Source organism: Clostridium nitrophenolicum (genome assembly GCF_055391695.1).
In genome coordinates this window covers 94,967-112,381 of sequence record NZ_AP042469.1, presented here as the reverse complement: position 1 = coordinate 112,381, position 17,415 = coordinate 94,967, and the positions used below count along the sequence as shown (strand labels likewise).

The 17,415-nt window shown below is 27.1% G+C and carries 20 protein-coding genes, 1 tRNA gene and 1 other annotated feature; of the genes, 9 read left to right on the top strand and 12 right to left on the bottom strand.

Features of this window, described 5'->3' with window-relative positions:
• The first annotated feature begins 491 nt into the window (after positions 1–491).
• A complete protein-coding gene (locus ACZ5N4_RS00600; RefSeq protein ID WP_464206213.1) occupies positions 492–725 on the top strand; it encodes a hypothetical protein in 234 nt (77 codons plus the stop codon).
• Here the strand turns inward: ACZ5N4_RS00600 and ACZ5N4_RS00595 are convergent.
• The 10 genes from ACZ5N4_RS00595 to ACZ5N4_RS00550 all read right to left on the bottom strand — a co-directional run bounded on the left by ACZ5N4_RS00595 (position 722) and on the right by ACZ5N4_RS00550 (position 8,516).
• The gene (locus ACZ5N4_RS00595) at positions 722–1,375 is read right to left on the bottom strand and encodes an ABC transporter ATP-binding protein (RefSeq protein WP_464206211.1); all 654 of its coding nucleotides are present in this window, start codon (positions 1,373–1,375) and stop codon (positions 722–724) included. The genes ACZ5N4_RS00600 and ACZ5N4_RS00595 overlap by 4 nt on opposite strands.
• A gap of 18 nt (positions 1,376–1,393) precedes the next feature.
• The gene (locus ACZ5N4_RS00590) at positions 1,394–2,224 is read right to left on the bottom strand and encodes a hypothetical protein (protein ID WP_464206209.1); all 831 of its coding nucleotides are present in this window, start codon (positions 2,222–2,224) and stop codon (positions 1,394–1,396) included.
• On the bottom strand, positions 2,217–3,086 hold the full coding sequence (locus ACZ5N4_RS00585) for a hypothetical protein (protein WP_464206207.1): 870 nt from the start codon (positions 3,084–3,086) through the stop codon (positions 2,217–2,219). Before ACZ5N4_RS00585 ends, ACZ5N4_RS00590 begins: the two co-directional genes overlap by 8 nt.
• Positions 3,076–3,900 (bottom strand): hypothetical protein, encoded by an 825-nt coding sequence (locus tag ACZ5N4_RS00580; RefSeq protein WP_464206205.1) that lies wholly within the window; start codon positions 3,898–3,900, stop codon positions 3,076–3,078. The genes ACZ5N4_RS00585 and ACZ5N4_RS00580 overlap by 11 nt, the downstream gene beginning before the upstream one ends.
• Positions 3,901–4,070: 170 nt before the next feature.
• Positions 4,071–4,457, bottom strand: a complete 387-nt coding sequence (locus tag ACZ5N4_RS00575; protein ID WP_464206203.1) for a hypothetical protein — start codon at positions 4,455–4,457, stop codon at positions 4,071–4,073.
• Positions 4,458–4,718: 261 nt separating this feature from the next.
• On the bottom strand, positions 4,719–4,949 hold the full coding sequence (locus ACZ5N4_RS00570; RefSeq protein WP_464206201.1) for a hypothetical protein: 231 nt from the start codon (positions 4,947–4,949) through the stop codon (positions 4,719–4,721).
• Between the two features lie 99 nt (positions 4,950–5,048).
• Entirely contained in the window at positions 5,049–5,717 is a 669-nt protein-coding gene (locus tag ACZ5N4_RS00565) for an ABC transporter ATP-binding protein (protein ID WP_464206199.1), read from the bottom strand.
• A gap of 6 nt (positions 5,718–5,723) precedes the next feature.
• The gene (locus ACZ5N4_RS00560) at positions 5,724–7,028 is read right to left on the bottom strand and encodes an FtsX-like permease family protein (RefSeq protein ID WP_464206197.1); all 1,305 of its coding nucleotides are present in this window, start codon (positions 7,026–7,028) and stop codon (positions 5,724–5,726) included.
• Positions 7,029–7,032: 4 nt separating this feature from the next.
• Positions 7,033–8,088, bottom strand: coding sequence for an FtsX-like permease family protein (locus tag ACZ5N4_RS00555; protein WP_464206195.1), 1,056 nt, complete (start codon positions 8,086–8,088; stop codon positions 7,033–7,035).
• Between the two features lie 56 nt (positions 8,089–8,144).
• Entirely contained in the window at positions 8,145–8,516 is a 372-nt protein-coding gene (locus tag ACZ5N4_RS00550) for a hypothetical protein (RefSeq protein WP_464206193.1), read from the bottom strand.
• Positions 8,517–8,763: 247 nt separating this feature from the next.
• On the opposite strand from ACZ5N4_RS00550, the gene ACZ5N4_RS00545 reads away from it, so the two are divergent.
• A complete protein-coding gene (locus ACZ5N4_RS00545) occupies positions 8,764–9,336 on the top strand; it encodes an accessory gene regulator ArgB-like protein (RefSeq protein ID WP_464206192.1) in 573 nt (190 codons plus the stop codon).
• A complete protein-coding gene (locus tag ACZ5N4_RS00540) occupies positions 9,333–9,473 on the top strand; it encodes an AgrD family cyclic lactone autoinducer peptide (protein ID WP_464206190.1) in 141 nt (46 codons plus the stop codon). The genes ACZ5N4_RS00545 and ACZ5N4_RS00540 overlap by 4 nt, the downstream gene beginning before the upstream one ends.
• Here ACZ5N4_RS00540 and ACZ5N4_RS00535 read toward each other — a convergent pair.
• Together ACZ5N4_RS00535 and ACZ5N4_RS00530 are read right to left on the bottom strand one after the other, a co-directional pair.
• Positions 9,465–10,721, bottom strand: a complete 1,257-nt coding sequence (locus ACZ5N4_RS00535) for a sensor histidine kinase (RefSeq protein ID WP_464206188.1) — start codon at positions 10,719–10,721, stop codon at positions 9,465–9,467. The genes ACZ5N4_RS00540 and ACZ5N4_RS00535 overlap by 9 nt on opposite strands.
• A gap of 49 nt (positions 10,722–10,770) precedes the next feature.
• Positions 10,771–11,508 carry a LytR/AlgR family response regulator transcription factor gene (locus tag ACZ5N4_RS00530; protein WP_464206186.1) on the bottom strand — a complete coding sequence of 246 codons (738 nt, stop codon included), beginning with the start codon at positions 11,506–11,508 and terminating at the stop codon, positions 10,771–10,773.
• Positions 11,509–11,736: 228 nt separating this feature from the next.
• On the opposite strand from ACZ5N4_RS00530, the gene ACZ5N4_RS00525 reads away from it, so the two are divergent.
• The 6 genes from ACZ5N4_RS00525 (at position 11,737) to leuS (ending at position 17,402) form a co-directional block, all read left to right on the top strand.
• Positions 11,737–12,297, top strand: a complete 561-nt coding sequence (locus ACZ5N4_RS00525) for a class IV adenylate cyclase (protein WP_464206184.1) — start codon at positions 11,737–11,739, stop codon at positions 12,295–12,297.
• Positions 12,298–12,330: 33 nt separating this feature from the next.
• Complete coding sequence (locus ACZ5N4_RS00520) at positions 12,331–13,209, top strand: DUF5685 family protein (RefSeq protein WP_464206182.1); 879 nt, start codon at positions 12,331–12,333, stop codon at positions 13,207–13,209.
• Entirely contained in the window at positions 13,193–13,792 is a 600-nt protein-coding gene (locus ACZ5N4_RS00515; protein ID WP_464206180.1) for a J domain-containing protein, read from the top strand. The genes ACZ5N4_RS00520 and ACZ5N4_RS00515 overlap by 17 nt, the downstream gene beginning before the upstream one ends.
• Positions 13,793–13,810: 18 nt before the next feature.
• Entirely contained in the window at positions 13,811–14,329 is a 519-nt protein-coding gene (locus ACZ5N4_RS00510) for a hypothetical protein (RefSeq protein WP_464206178.1), read from the top strand.
• A gap of 113 nt (positions 14,330–14,442) precedes the next feature.
• Positions 14,443–14,517: transfer RNA gene (locus ACZ5N4_RS00505), tRNA-Gln, on the top strand.
• Positions 14,518–14,619: 102 nt separating this feature from the next.
• Positions 14,620–14,829 (top strand) — a binding site (T-box leader).
• Between the two features lie 134 nt (positions 14,830–14,963).
• A complete protein-coding gene (leuS, locus tag ACZ5N4_RS00500; RefSeq protein WP_464206176.1) occupies positions 14,964–17,402 on the top strand; it encodes a leucine--tRNA ligase in 2,439 nt (812 codons plus the stop codon).
• Positions 17,403–17,415: the final 13 nt, after the last annotated feature.

The following is a 17,415-nucleotide window of genomic DNA, read 5'->3' as shown; positions in this document are numbered from 1 at the left end:
AAATACAAATAAATATTATTGATAATAATATTATTAATGTAGTTTGGGTATTTAATATAAACTTGATTTTTTTATGATTTTTTTGATTTATCTTCTTTGATTTAAGTAATTTTAGCTTATTTTCATTTAATAATAAACTTACAAAAAAATTATCGTATTCTTGTTTTGAAAAATAATAAAGACCTATTAAACTACTTGGTATAAATATGATTAAAATAATAACTACTATATAAAAAGCCATAGCATTTAACTCCTTTTCAAATTAATTTAATAAATTAAAAATCAAGTTTTGTTCGTCAATAATATTGTCTTTCTGCGAGACAAAAAGCACAAGTGGTATTGAATACAACTTGTGCTTTTTGTCTAGGATTTAAATACGAATCAAAACCCTAAAAATATCATAGTCGAATTTGGGATTAAATGAAACTTATAATAACTATTTTACATACTTAAAAAGTAAATTCAATATAAAATGCACAAGAGGGAAAAAAATGAGCATAAAAAGAATATTTTCGTGTATAGATTCTTTTCATGCTCATTTTTTTCGTTTTGTACAACTTGCATTTACATTTTTACTTTTATATGACACTATCATGTCAAGATTTGAAAAATCAAACAAACTAGACGTACTGTACGAATTGGTATTAGTCCAATATATATCAACTTTACAAAATACGGGAGGTTATTATGATAACTATGGATGCTATTATAGCTACAATATTTAATTTACACTTAAACTCAACTTTCCATTATCAATTTCATAAATATAATCACTTAGTTCATCAATTCCTTGAGTAATATGACTTGTTAGTAATATTGTTTTACCACTTTTTTTAAGTTCTAATAATTTATTCTTAATTATTAAAACTCCATTTTTATCAAGCCCATTGAATGGTTCGTCCAGAATTAGTATTTCGGAGTCTTCCATAATAGCTTGAGCAATACCTAATCGCTGCTTCATCCCTAATGAATAATTCTTTAACTTCTTCCTTTCATAAGGAGCTAAATTAACAGACTTTAATGCATTTTCTATTTCTAAATCACCTATCTTATTGCATATACTAGCTAAAAATTTTAGATTTTCAAAAGCACTATAATTAGGCAGAAAACCTGGTTGCTCAATTAAAACACCAACATTCTCTGGAAAATCAACTTCAGATCCAATCTTCTTTCCTTCAACAGCTATATAGCCTGAAGTTGGCTTAATAAATCCACAAATAGCCTTAAATAATAAAGTTTTTCCAGATCCGTTTGTACCTACAAAACCATAACATTTCCCTTTTTTTACACTTAAATTTATATCTTTCAAAACAATTTGATTTTTGTATTCTTTTGTGAAATTGACAATCTCAATTACATTGTTTTTATAATCCATAAAAATCACTCCTTATAATTAAATATCTCGAAGATCTCTTTTTCTAATTATTACTATGCCTATAATCAAGTTAACTACTAAAAAAACGCATAAATTATAAATTGAAAAATTTAGATTAAAATCTGAATATCCCAATTTAAATATATTGTATCTTTTTAACATTCCATAATTCATAAGAATATATTTATTTAAAGGTTGAACTTGTGTGATATTTACTGAAACTAAACATATCAAAATACCAATTATACTCGCTTCATTTGAACTATAGAAAATATAATATAAATTATTTATGAAAAACAATAGTGCTACCATGGTAAGAACATTCAATATAAAAATATAAAAAAGTACTACATATTGATTTATAGGTGAGTTTAAATAATGAAAATTATTAATTAAAATGCTTACATTTTTAAAAACACTAATACCCCTTTTTATAAAAATTAAAAATAGACTCGAGCTAAATAATATTAAATAAAGTTTAATAGTTGTAATTATGATAGTTAAATTAAAAGCAATAAACCACTTTAATTTGCTTTTAGCCCTAGGAAGTATTAACGAAGTGCTTTCTCTAAATTTATGAATAACACAAATATCTACTAAATAAATAATTACTATATTTGAAATTACCCAAAAAATAAATTCTAAAAGATTTTCTGTTATATTAAAATTTGGAGAAAGACCACCAAAAACTTCAATCAGTACATCACCCATGTAAAAAAACTTTGTATTAGTTACGCTTAACCTATTTAATTTCATAGAGGTTAATATAATGGATATAATCACCAAAACAACTATATGTATTCTTTTAATGCTTCCTTTTAGATTTATTTTTATAAGTCTTCTAATCATAATCAATTACAAGCTTTCTGTTTAATATTAAATTAATAAATACTAAAATAATTAAAATCAACAAGCTTATAAAAAGTGACTGTGATATTGTAAGATTATAATAGCTAAAATTAGTAAAATTATGTTTCCATATAAGCGACATTGTATCTAATCCAATATAACTCAGCAAATTATATTTTCCACCATTTAGCTTATATGCAAAAGAAACTATATTGATAAAAACATACATGCTTATGATTATATTACTAATGTAGTTTTTGGATATATAATTAGTAACTACATTACTCAAATTTATTATTATGCATGTACATATGTATATTTCTAGAAATGAAATTACACAAGCCTCCATAGGTGTAAAACTAAAAACAAAGTTATTCATATAAAGTACACTGACGAGCTTTAAACTATCTTTGTTAAAAATAACTGCACTCCAACTGTTTTCGAATCTAAAATAGATATAACTGAAAATAAAAATCACTATAAAAAGTGTGACTGTAAACAATAAACTTATAAAAAAATTAGAAACCAATCTACTAATTATCCAAAGATATTTTTCATTAGTTCTTATCATTATAAATTTACCATACTTATTTTTTACATCAAATAATGTTGTCATAACTAGCACAAAAGGAAAATATAACCCTAGAAAAAGTATAGGATAACATAAAACTTTGAAGACTCCATCCCAAAAATTCACATCTAAATTATAGGCCAAACTATTATAGTTTAATTTTTCCATTACTATATAAACTATAAATGAAAATAAAACTAAACTAATCCCTATCTTTTTTGAAAGATTAAACATTTTTAAATTAAGTTTAATTAAATTAAAGAGTTTGTCCTTTTCAAACTTAACCTTCATAAACTTTCCTCTTTCCTGCATTTAGAATAAATATCACTCCTGATAAGACCGTTATAAATGTAAGCTCAAGAAATACTTCTTGAAGAGTTATTGCTGAATTTAGGTAAAACTGATTGATTCTCTCTGTTGAAAAATACTGTATTCCTAATGCTGAAAATAACATACTACCACCTATCCAAAATAAAAATGGTGAAAGTACTATTGCAATTTTATTATTAATAACTGAAGATACTGCTAACGCAATATTAGCATAAGCAAATCCAAAAACGAACTCAGTAAAAATATGGAAAGCAACATATAAAGGGAAATTATATGTTACCAATGAAGCTAATACTCCACCATACACATTTTTCCCATAAAAATCATTTATACTTCCTTGAAAAAAAATAAAAATAAATATTGTTATAATAATAGTAGGTAATGAAATAGCTATACCGCCTGAAATGCCGTTTGCAAAAATCTTTGTTAATAAATATCTCTTATGATTGGTTCTCACATCAACGTATTTAATAATCCCGTAATTTTTATCTTCTAAGTATGATAAAGAAAATGACAGTGCCGAAATTATAGGCATCGCAACTATATACAGCCTCAAAATACTAAACCAAACTGCATATATATTAAATGCCTTTGATACCATATCCCTTACTTGCTCTTGTGCCAATGGACTTTTAAGATCTGGAGCATTAAAATCAAAAAATAAGTATTGTTTAAATTCTACAAAAAAGCTCAAGGAGTGAACTATTAATCCAATTAGAATAATAATAAAGAAGGTTTTACTTTTAAGAGCTCTTTTTAATTCATTTACTAACATATATGATCCCTCCTTTTATAGAATAGAGTAATATTGAATTAGTATTAATTCAATATTACTCTATTTTGTAAGATTATCTAGAAAAAATATTTTTAATATCAATTAAACATCATTTATTTTAATTGATACAAAGCTTAAGTCCTATATATTCTTCATTTCTTAAATAACCATTACCATTCAAATTCTCCATATGCCCACCTACATTCACTTTCAAAATAATCATTTTTAGCTTGTACATAGTATTCATACCCTTCCATCATACCCTTAGGCGTAACATTTACAAAACCTCCACCTTGTTTACATAATGCCACGGTACTCCTGTCCTGACCATTTGAGTTCACACCCCATGCTCTAACATAATAAGAAGGGCCACCAACTATTTGCGTCAAGCTAATTCTTGCCTGAACACCATCATGACGATAATCCCAATTTCCTTCACTTTTACTTATACAATATTGAGGCAATGATATTCCCCAATCTTTTGCATAAACCTTACTTACACTACTAGAAATCATAATTGTTGCACATAAAACTGACATTATTAATGCTTTTTTCATTTTTTTCACTCTCCTATAGCTTAAAATTTTTATTTTTCATTAACACCACTTTACAAGAAAACTATCTAACTTCATCTAAATACATTAAGGAACTAATTGTCTGCAAAGTTTCTTTATTAATTTTTCACTTTAGATATTCTAGTACTAGATAGAATTCCTAATAAATCAATATAATTTTCTGGTGACTTTAAATTACTTGTAAACTGATGCTTTTATTGTAGATCTACAATATTATTAAAGATTATTTAATCAAATTTAAGATTAACTAATCTTTTCAATGCTCATTTTATCTACTAAAAAAATATATTCAATACAAAATGCGCAACACGGAAAAATATGAGCATAAAAAGAATATTTTCGTGTATAAATTCCTTTCATGCTCATTTTTTTCCCTCTTGCGTCATTTATATTTACATTTCTACTTTTATGTGATATTTTTCGTATTAGAATATACAAAGTAAGGTGATTTAAACATGTTAAAAAGCCTATCATACAAATTAACCTCCTATAAAGAAAATAATAGTGGTATTAAAAGTAACGATGGCTTAGAAAAAATAAATTCCTTCCTCTTTTCAATGATAACAAAATCTACTAATTTATAATTTTGCCGTCTTCTATTTTTAATATTCTGTTGCATTGATTAGCAATATTTTCATCATGGGTCACTATAATTATTGTTTTCCCAATTTCATTAAGCTTCTTTAATATTGACATTATTTCTTGTGAAGTTTTTCTATCTAAAGCTCCAGTTGGTTCGTCTGCTAATATTATTTCTGGATTATTTACTATTGCTCTAGCTATAGCTACTCGTTGGTTTTGTCCGCCAGATAGCTCCCTTGGCAATCTATCTATTTTATCTTCAATTCCTAATACTTTTAAGAATTCAACCACAGTTTCCCTCTTTTCTTTTTTACTAGCTTTCGAATATTCAAGTGGGATTATCACATTTTCTAAAACTGAGTAATCATCAATTAATGCGAAATACTGAACTATAAATCCAAATGTCTTGTTTCGCAGTAGTGCTAATTCATTATTGCTATAGCTGTTTATATTCTTATCATTTAAAATATACTCTCCGTCAGTACTTTTATCAAGGCAACCAATTATATTTAATAACGTAGACTTTCCTGATCCTGATGTTCCCATAATAGCAATCATATCACCTCTATTAATAGTTGTTGATATACCATTTACTGCACAAAACGCAGAATCATTCTTACCATAAATTTTCTTTATATTTACCAATTTTATTAAACTCATTATTTTTCACCTCTTTATCAAGTCTGTTGGTTTACTTTTTAGTATTTTTAATATAGGCAAAATTGATATGATTAGAGATAACATTATTGAAAATAGTATTAATTTAATTAAACATATCCAACTAATAATTGCTTCATTTGGTAATCTAAATTTTTTATTAATTATAACAATAAAAAAACATGCTAAAATTAATGATGCAGTTGTAATCATAAAGATTTCATGGAATATCCTTATAGATATGTCTTTAATTGTACACCCATAAGCTATATGTACACCGAACTCTTCATATCTTTTCTTTATACTATTTAAGCTAGTACAAATTATTCCTATAGATGTAAATAATATAGTCATATATGCTACAGATTCAGATTCTCTAACAGAATTATTAAATCTGTTAATTAAAGTATCACTTTTATTTGTTAAATCTTCTATAGTTATATCCGTTTGTAAATTAAGCTTTTTGACTTCATTATTAATCTCATAAATTATCTTATCTTTTTCAGTCTTACTATTTGTATTAATAATTATTAGCGAGTTAAGCAAGTTTCTAAATTCTAAAACATTTTTCATATAACTATAACCTTTATCATATTCTTTTAAGCTCATAGTATTTTCAATAGGTTGAATTGGGAAAATAACATAACTATCTAGATTAATAGTATCAAATCTAGGATTAAGCTCGCTATTAGAGAGAAAATAGTAGTTTTTCTTTAAAAAACCAATCACTTTTAGTTTTCTAATTCCACCACCATACATATTGTTATACTTAATTTCATCATTAATATTAAAAAAATTTTTGTAGTCTGGTCCTAATATTACCGGTATCGCATCCTTTATATCTTTTCTAAAATCGTTATCACTAAAATTTCTTCCTTGCTCTATTTCAAACGCAAAATTTTTCATAAAATTTTCGGATACGTCTATAGATCTTACCCATGAATAAGATTCACCTCTTCCACCAGGTGATATAAATTTATTTACGCCATTAAAATTTTGCAAATTAATATTACTACAAGTATAAGTTACATGTGTAAGTCTAGAACTTTCTTTTAAATACTTACAAAATGCTTCTGAATTTTTCAATTTGTCACTATTGTTTAGAATACTTTGATCATCATGTACACTAACGGCATATATGTATCTTCCTTTAAATATAGAAGTAATACGTTCGACTTCATTTCCAATATTAGTATTACTTTTAATTATAAAATAAAAAAATGCTAAACAAATACTAAGCTGAATTATGGCTAATAGAGAACTTTTACTTCTTTTTATTAATCCATAATAAGCATATTTAATATTTAAAAACATAAAATCACCTTTTCATTATTTCATTTGGTTCAATTTTCAACAATCTTAAGGTAGGGCATATAGATGCTATTAGACCTATAATTATTGAACACATTATTAGTACAAGTACGTTTTCTAAATGTATCTTATAATAAATATGATTTATATAAAATAATTCATATATAATAAAATGAATAGCTATACCTATAATAAAGGAAATTAAAGAAACTAATTCATATTCAAGAACTATTTTTCTTATTATAATCCTGTTTGTTATTCCTAAAGCTTTAAGTACACCAGTTTTCTTTTCATTTTTATTAATATAATAGGCTGTAATAGATATTATATTTAGTAGGAATACTGCTACTATTATAATTATATAAATAGCCCTATATTTAATGTAGTTCATTATTGGATTTTTAATGGTTCTTGAATTATCTTCAATCAAAATTCCATTACTGTCTATATTTTTAATCTTTTCTTTTAACTCTGAAAACTTTACTTCTGTGCTATAATTTATCCATTCAACTTGATAAAAATCATTCATATCTATAACTTTCTCATAGTTTAACAGATATGAATTTAGGTTAACTATAAATTTGTTATTAGACAATGAGTCCTCTCCACCCATAATACCTATAACACGATATTTCAAGTTATTTATCATTAAAAACTCTTTTCCATTTTCTTTAATAGTTCTATTTGCTATATCTTTACCTATTACAGCTACCGGAGTATTACTCACAAAATCCTCCTTTTTAAAATACCTACCCTCTAATATATTAGGAGAATTTTTAGGATCATCTGATAAATATAATGCTTGACCTCTTAATCCACCATCTTCAATGTAACTTTTTTGAATCATTAAATTCTTTTCACTGCTAATTATCTTAAAAAAGTCCTTCGTGCTAATAATACTTGATTTTAGATGAAATATAATTGAATCACTTGAAAAAAAGTTATTTTCTTCAAGACTATTCATTCTAACAACTTCTATTTTGCTTATTTCTAAAGAAAAAAATAAACTTATAGATATAAATACAAGGATTGAAAAATTAAATTTTTTAATATATTTCAACATATTATTTTCCTTCCAAAATAATGAGAAAAGAGTGAACTTGCCACTCTTTTCTATTTTTAATATGCATATGCTGCAGTTGTATTTGTAACTCTAGGACCATTATAAAGATAACCATGCTCACCATAAGCGTAAGCTCTTGAATCACCCGAAACAGATGTTGATGCGTGAGCATACCCATATGTTAGACTAGATTTCGATGTGGCACCTTCATTATTACTAAAATGAGCTCCTGCATAAATTGCTACACTACTATCACTTGACTGAGTGGCTGCTGCACAATATGATGTACTATAATTAGTTGAAGTAGTCGAAGATCCTGATACAGGTCCATACACAAATGATGAAGCTGCATTAACAACCATTGATGATGATAATGCAAAAGCTGCTAAAGTCAATGCAAATACTTTACTTTTTTTTCTAATATTCATGTGAATATTCCTCCTTATTTTTTAATATATTTCATTTGTTGAACTTTACAATCTCCATTTTACATCCTAAAAAAGTAAACTCAATACAAAATGCGCAACACGGAAAAAAATGAGCATAAAAAGAATATTTTCGTGTATAAATTCCTTTCATGCTCATTTTTTTCCCTCTTGCGTCATTTATATTTACATTTCTACATTTATGTGATATTTTTCGTACTAGAAAGCTACAAAGTAAGGTGGATTAAACATGTTAAAAAGCCTATCATACAAACTAACATCTTATATAGAAAATAATAGTGATATTAAAAGTAATGATGACTTAGAAAAAATAAACTATTCTCTTCAGGCTATCTTAAATGAAGTCTTTAAGATAATAGTGTTAACAATACTATTTTTATTACTTGGAAAAATAAATTACTTCTTCTTTTCAATGATAATTTTATTTTCTATAAGAATTTTCTCAGGCGGCTATCATGCGGATACCACAATAAAGTGTTTGTTATGGACAACTTTATTTTTCTTAATTACTTCACTGATAGCTCCTATGCTACCTAAACTAAATATTTTAATTTATAATACTATATCTTTTTTGAGTATTATAATAATCTACATTAGAAGTCCTTACCCCAATAGCAAACGACCAATTAAAAATAAGAAAAGAAGATGGCATTTAAAGCTAATCTCCACCTTCTTTATAACACTTTGGGTAACTATTTTATTATTTATTACAAACGATACAAGATATCTAAATTGCGGTTTTCTAACAATTTTGTTACAAATATTTCAATTAATACCTATGAAGAAAGGAGTGTCGGTATGAAACTTAAAAAGCCTTCAAAATTATTTTTTAACAAAATAGGATTATGCTTAATTGTATTTTCAACCATGATAGTTAAAACAACTGCCTGCTATGGATTAATAGGTGAACCAGAACCACCTAAAAGCCTCCTAGAGTAATATCCTAAAACATATATAAGAGTCATCAAAGGATAGTTGAATTGCGCCACCGTTAGATTCAACTATCTTTTTTACATTATACAATCCGTAACCCCTGTTTTTTCCACTCTTAGTTGAAAAACCTCTATTAAATATATACTTGATATTTTCTGGATTTATTGAGCTTCTACTGTTTTTCAATTCTATTATATTTTTGTTTCCATCTTTAAATATATTTAATACAACAGTTTTTTCTGAATTATTTTCCACTGCTTCAAATGCATTATTTAGGAGATTAGTCACTATATCAGATAACTCATAATCCTTTATTCTCCATCTTAATAAGTTATTACTCACAAAATACGAAAAACTTATATGTTTTTTTTCAGCCTCACATAACTTGCTGTAAATTATTGCTCTTAGTATTAAATTATCAACATATATTATATCTTCAATATTTTTAGTGAAATAATTCAAAGATTTTATATATGTTGTCAAACTCTCTTTCAGCTCTTCTTCTTTGGCTACTTGTACAATTCCATTAATAGTATTTAAGTGATTTTTAAAGTCGTGCTGTTTTCTCCTAGTTTCTTCTATGATATTTTCAATAATAGGGCTATATTTATTATGTATCTCTATTAGTTTTTTCTCTTCATTTATTTTTACAATATTATAACAAAGAATTAAATTTAATGTGAAAATTATTATAAGCATGCTAGTAAACATAATCATATTATTTAAAATTAAATTTTTATTATACTCCCAAACTATTTTATAAGCTAATATGTATACAATAAAATTTATTATGATATAAAATACTATTTTAAAGTTTATTTCAACTATACTATATATCTTCTTATTTGGAACAAAATAATATATTATTATAGAAAATAAAAATATAATTGATTGTATACTAATATCAAAAATAAATGAACCTACATATTTACCTGAAACGAAAAAGTCAAGTACATATATTAAAATTAATTGTAGAATCATTATTAATATCAATGTTATGCAAAATCCTAATAATGATTTTAGAAATTTTTCTTTATAAAAAAATGAGATTAGACCTACTGTGGTAATATAGCTTAAAATTATAGTGTAATTACTATGAATAGGATACGTTATAGACATTACAAATGAAGAAATAACTGCTATAGCTATATTTTTAAATAACATATCCTTTGTTTTTAAATTAAACTTACACCACAAAATCATAAAGGCGTTCAACTCAATAAATGTATTAATAAAATCCTTAGCTATTTCCATATATCTCCCCTCATTAAAGCTTAATCGTAATTCAAAGAATATATTAACTTTAGATATGTTGTTCAAACTTTTTCATTACAACATCCTTAAACTTATAACTTAAAAAAGCTTTTTCTTTACGATATCTAAAATTAAGCTCCCATACCTTGCTTGAAATATTCTCAACTTTATTAATATAATTCGTATTCACTATAAAAGATTTATGACTTTGAACTATGTTGTTACAGCTAATCATTTCTAAGGCTTTGTTTAATGAAAGCTTTTTCACTTCATAGCTGCCATTTTTAGTATATACAGTCATTATTCTGAAATTTACCTCAACAAAAATGATTTCATCAACATTTAACTTAATGCTAATACCATTTTTCAAGTTAAAAATTACATGCTTGTCTTTATTTTTTTCTTTCCTATGTATATGGCTTCCCTCAATAAGTTCTTTAGTCATTTTTATTACTTCATCTTTATCATAAGGCTTTATTATATAATCATAACAGTGAATTTCTTTAAAGGCTTGAAGCATATATTGAATATTAGTGGTTATAAAAATTATCCAATTAAATTTATATTTTTCAATTTTTCTAATTTCAAAGGCTAGCTCTAGACCAGAAGAGTTTTTTAATGAAATATCAATATAAAAGAAATCTATAAAAGTTTCCTCTAAAGTTTTTATAGCTTCCTCTTTAGATTCTGCTTCATATACATTTAAATTTTCATCTATTCCCTGTATCATTTTTACAATATTTTCTCTCTGCTTACCATCATCCTCAACTATTAATATATTAATCATAACAAATATCACCTACATTACCAATATATATACATTTTACTTGGTTTTTTTTAAATATTCAACAAAGGTTTTACAATTAAAAAAGTAAGAAGTATATTTACTTTAGATACTTTTTTCTATAAAGCAGTAGTTAAATGAACAATTTCCATTGAGAAATTTATACATATCCCAAATGACTTATGATATAATTCAAATTAATGATATACTCCAAACAAAAGAGGTGTTACCTTGAAAGAATTTGAAACAAGAATAATTAACATCAATGTAGATCAAATAAGAGATAAGCTTATGCAAATAAATGCGATTAAAGTGAAGCAAGAAAATCAGATTAACAACATATATGATTTTCAAGATAAAAGATTATTAAATAGTAAGGGATATGCCCGAATAAGAATAGTAGAAGATTTAATTAATAGCCGAAATCACTATTATATGACTACAAAAAAATTGCTAAGTCAAGATAGATATAAAGTTATGGAAGAAAATGAAACAGAAATACTAGATTCTAAAGCTGGAGAAAACATATTTAAATCATTAGGCTTAAGTCTTGTACAATCTGTAAAAAAATATAGAGAAAGCTATAAATACAAAAATACATTAATTGAAATTGATATAAACGAAAAATCCTTTTGCCCTTTTCCTTACATAGAATTTGAAACTAGTGACGATACTGAACTTGAAGAGATAGTTAACTTACTAGGATATACTATGAGCGATACTACCTCTAAAACCATATTTGAGATATTAAAAGAAGGTAATTATTCAACTAATTGTGAGCCTGGACTTTAGCTAATGCTTCTTTATTAGAAATGGAGAATTTATATGTTTGGTTACGTTACACCCTGTAAAATGGAGCTGAAAATTAAAGACTATGAAAAATTTAAGTCTTACTATTGCGGTTTGTGTAAATCTATAAAAATAAATATAGGAAACATTCCTAGAGCAGCTCTTAATTACGATATGACTTTCCTTGCTATACTACTAGATTCGCTAGACAGCAGCAAATCAACTTATACAAAACAAAGATGTGCTATACATCCACTTAAGAAAAAAATTATTCTTAAAGATAATGATTATTTAAGCTATGCTGCATTTTGTAATGTAATTTTAAGTTACTATAAGCTTTTAGATAATGTAAATGATGATAACTCTGTTAAGAGTAGACTTTTTTCTTTATTCTTTAAAAGATATTTAAAAAAGATTCCTGTTAACTTAAGAGGACACCTTATATATATAGAAAACATGTTAAATACACTATATAGCATAGAAAAAAATCCTAAAGGTAAATCAATTGATAACATCTCACATCCCTTTGCTGAGCTTACTGGTTTTATTATATCTTCCTATAAAAATGGTGAAAATAAAGATTCCTTATATTGGCTTGGCTACAATCTTGGAAAATGGATATATATAATTGATGCTTGGGATGATTTAAAAAAAGATATGTTAAATAATAAATTTAATGTTATAAATTCTTGCTTCAATGAAGATAATCTTTCTTTCGAAGAGTTTTCAAAGAAAGTAGAAAACAGAATAGACTTTATACTAGGTACTTGTGCTTCACAATGTGCATATTTTTTAAGTAAGTTGCCTTTGAAAAAGAATAAAGAACTATTGTATAATATTCTACAATATGGTCTTTTGGAAAAAATGGATAAAGTATTTAAAAGGAGTGTTTGCGACAATGAGAAATCCGTATGAAGTACTTGAAGTAAGTAAAAATGCTTCAAAAGATGAGATAAAAAGAGCCTATAGAGAATTGGCTAAAAAATATCATCCAGATCAATATGGTAACAACCCATTAAGGGAGTTAGCTGAAGATAAGATGAAAGAACTTAATGAAGCTTATGATTATCTAATGAAAAATTCTTCTAATGATTCCTATTCTACTTCTAGCTATGGGAATAATAATCAAAATAGCTCTGATATGTATCGCTCTATTGAAATGGCTATACAAAATGGTAATCTCAGATATGCAGAAGAAAATCTAAGCAGAATTACAACTAGAGATGCCGAGTGGAATTATCTTATGGGGCTGCTTAATCTAAGAAAAGGCTGGTATAATGAAGCTTACAATAATTTAAGCGTAGCATGTAACATAGAACCACAAAATGGAAAATATCGAGAAGCTTTCAATAGGCTAAATAATATGAATCAATCTTATAGGGAACCTTATTATAATAATAGAAGAAGAGATCCTGATTTGTGTAATATTTGTACTACTTTGTATTGCTTGGACTGCTGTTGTGAATGTGGTGGCGGAGACTTCATTAGCTGCTGCTAAAAATGGAGGTGTTTAATATTGGATAGAGGAACTAACAAAACTTCAAACTTATCTAAAGGCGGCCTATTTACTGCACTCGGTGTTATTTTTGTATACCTAAGCAGTATAGTACCTGTAAATAAGCTTTATTTACTAGGTATAGCATCAAGTATTATTCCTTTATCCGTTGTTACCACTAATATAAAAAATACGCTAATAGTTTACTTTGCTACATCTGTAATTTGTTTGTTTATTTCCGGCTCAAAAATTACAGTTATATCCTATATAATATTTTTCGGATTATATGGAATAATAAAATATTATATTGAAAGAATAAGAAAAATATACATTGAGTTTATATTGAAATTAGCTTTCTTTAATGTTGTTGTGCTTATAATATTTTATGCTTATAAAGCTTTTTTCCCAGGCATCATTAATATAAATATGCCTTTATATATACTCGTAGCTGGTTCTGAAATAGTATTTTTGATATATGATTATGCATTATCTCTATTTATAAGCTATATGAATAGACGCTTTATAAGAAAATTTAATTGATAAATTTATATCTATTTTAAAACAAAAACTCTTCTTTAACTAAGAGTGTTGAACTAAAATGCTATTATGATATAATAATTGGTGTAGATTTTATGTTGTTCGTGTTACAATATTGCCCATTCGCCAAGCGGTAAGGCACCTGACTCTGACTCAGGTATTCGGAGGTTCGAATCCTTCATGGGCAGCCATAGAAAGGCTCTTAGTTGTAAGAGTCTTTTTTATTTCACACAAACTTTAATGTAACCCTTGACAAAGAATTATTGATATTATAAAATTTACAATAAAGTTAATAATACGCTTTGAAAAGGAATAGTAATATTTTATCCTCTTAAGAGAGCTGTTGGCAGGTGAAAAACAGCGTTGATAATCTATGAACTCGCCTTGGAGCTTATCTGCAGAAAAGCAGATACGGATAAAACCGTTATTTTATTGAGTGAAACTAAAGTGTACTTTAGTTTAATAAGAGTGGTACCGCGGAATACAGCCTTTTCGTCTCTTTGTAAAGAGATGAAAAGGCTTTTTTTATTAGCTAAAACTATTGTAATATTATTGCAGAATACCTGCAATTGATTATTTAATGTAGTTTTTGCAATAATAACAACTATATAATAAAACAAAGTAAAGGAGCGATAATATGAGCTTTTACAATACTAAGATTGATGAAAAGTGGCAAAAAAAATGGGAAGATTCTAATCTTTATAAATTTGATGAGAATAATTTAGATAACAAGCTATATGTGCTTGAAATGTTCCCTTATCCATCAGGAAGTAAGCTTCATGCAGGTCATTGGTTTAACTATGGACCAGTTGATTCTTGGGCAAGAATGAAAAGAATGCAGGGGTATAATGTATTCCAACCAATGGGATTCGATGCTTTTGGTCTTCCTGCAGAAAACTTTGCTATTAAGACAGGAATTCATCCTAAAGATTCAACAGAAAAAAATATTGAAACCATGGAGCAACAGCTTAAGGCCATGGGTACAATGTTTAACTGGGAAAATGAGGTAGTTACTTGTAGCCCAGAGTATTACAAATGGACTCAATGGATATTTGTAAAGTTATTTGAAAACGGCTTAGCCTATAGAAAAAATGCACCTGTTAACTGGTGCCCTAGCTGTAATACAGTTCTTGCAAATGAGCAGGTTCTAGATGGTGCTTGTGAAAGATGCAGCACTGAAGTTACTAAAAAAGATCTAACTCAATGGTTCTTTAAGATTACAGACTATGCAGAACAACTGCTTGAAAAATCAGATGATTTAGACTGGCCAGAAAAAACAAAAGCTATGCAAAAACACTGGATTGGTAAATCTATTGGTGCTGAAGTAACTTTTAAAGTTGCAGACTCTGATTTAGAATTCAATGTATTTACTACAAGAGTTGATACTCTATTTGGAGTTACTTATGTAGTTATAGCACCTGAAAATGAAATTGTAGACAAAATTACTACAAATGAGTTTAAAACATTAGTAGATGAATATAAAGAAGAAGCTAAAAAGCAATCTGATATAGAAAGACAGTCAATAACTAGAGAAAAGACTGGTGTATTTACTGGAGCATATGCTATAAATCCTATAAACGGAAGAAAAGTGCCTATCTGGGTAGGTGATTACGTATTAAACACTTATGGTACTGGTTGTGTTATGGCCGTTCCTGCTCATGATGAAAGAGACTTTGCATTTGCAACAAAATACAATCTTCCAATAGAGAGAGTAATTGAAGGTGGAGATTCTCTTCCTTATGTTGAGTATGGAAAGATGATGAACAGTGGTGAGTTTGACGGACTTTCTGGCGATGAAGCTAAGGCTGCTGTTGTTAAAAAGCTTGAAACTATGACACTTGGAAAAGGAAAAGTAAACTATAGATTAAGAGATTGGTTAGTTTCAAGACAGAGATACTGGGGAGCTCCTATTCCAATAATTCATTGCGATAAGTGTGGAACCGTTCCTGTTTCTGAAAAGGATCTTCCTGTAATGCTTCCATACGATGTGGAATTTTCACCAGATGGAAAATCTCCATTATCAAAATCTGAAGATTTTATAAACACAACTTGCCCTGTATGTGGTGCACCTGCTAAAAGAGATATGGATACTTTAGATACCTTTGTATGTTCATCATGGTATTACTTAAGATATCCTGATAACAAAAATAGCGATAAAGCTTTTGATAGTGAAACAATAAATAAGATGCTTCCAGTAGATATGTATGTAGGTGGACCGGAACATGCATGTATGCATCTTTTATATGCAAGATTCTTTACTAAAGCCTTAAGAGATATGGGTTATTTAAACTTTGATGAGCCATTCTTATCATTGAGACATCAAGGGTTAATTCTTGGTCCTGATGGTCTAAAGATGAGTAAATCTAAAGGAAATACTATATCTCCTGACGATTATATAAAGGAATTTGGATCTGATGTATTTAGAATGTATCTAATGTTCGGATTTGACTACACTGAAGGTGGAGCATGGAGTGATGATGGTGTTAAATCCATTGGAAGATTTGTAGACAGAATAGAGAGAATCTTAGATTCCTGCAGAGAAGAAATAAATGATCCTAAAAATAATAAAACTACTTTAGATAAAGCAGAGAAAGAGCTTAACTATATGAGACATCATGCTATTAAAGCTGTAAGCGAGGACACTGCTAAGTTCCAATTTAACACTTCTATAGCAAGATTAATGGAATTTACAAATGCTCTTTCAAAATATGCTGGAGAAGATATTAAAAATTCTTCTTTCTTAAAAGAGACTATACTTGACTTTATAAAACTTATAGCACCATTTGCACCTCACTTTGCAGAGGAGCAATGGGAACTTTCTGGAATGTCTTACTCAGTATTTAATGAAAATTGGCCTACATTTGACTCTACGGCTTTAATAAAAGATGAAGTTGAAATAGCGATTCAGGTTAATGGAAAAATAAAGGCTAAAGTAAATATAGCTACAGGATTAACTGAAGATCAAATAAAAGAAGCTGCACTTGATAATGACGATATAAAAGCCTCTATAGAAGGAAAAGAAGTTAAAAAAGTTATAGTTGTCAAAGGTAGACTTGTAAATATTGTTGTAAAATAAAATTTGGGGCCTT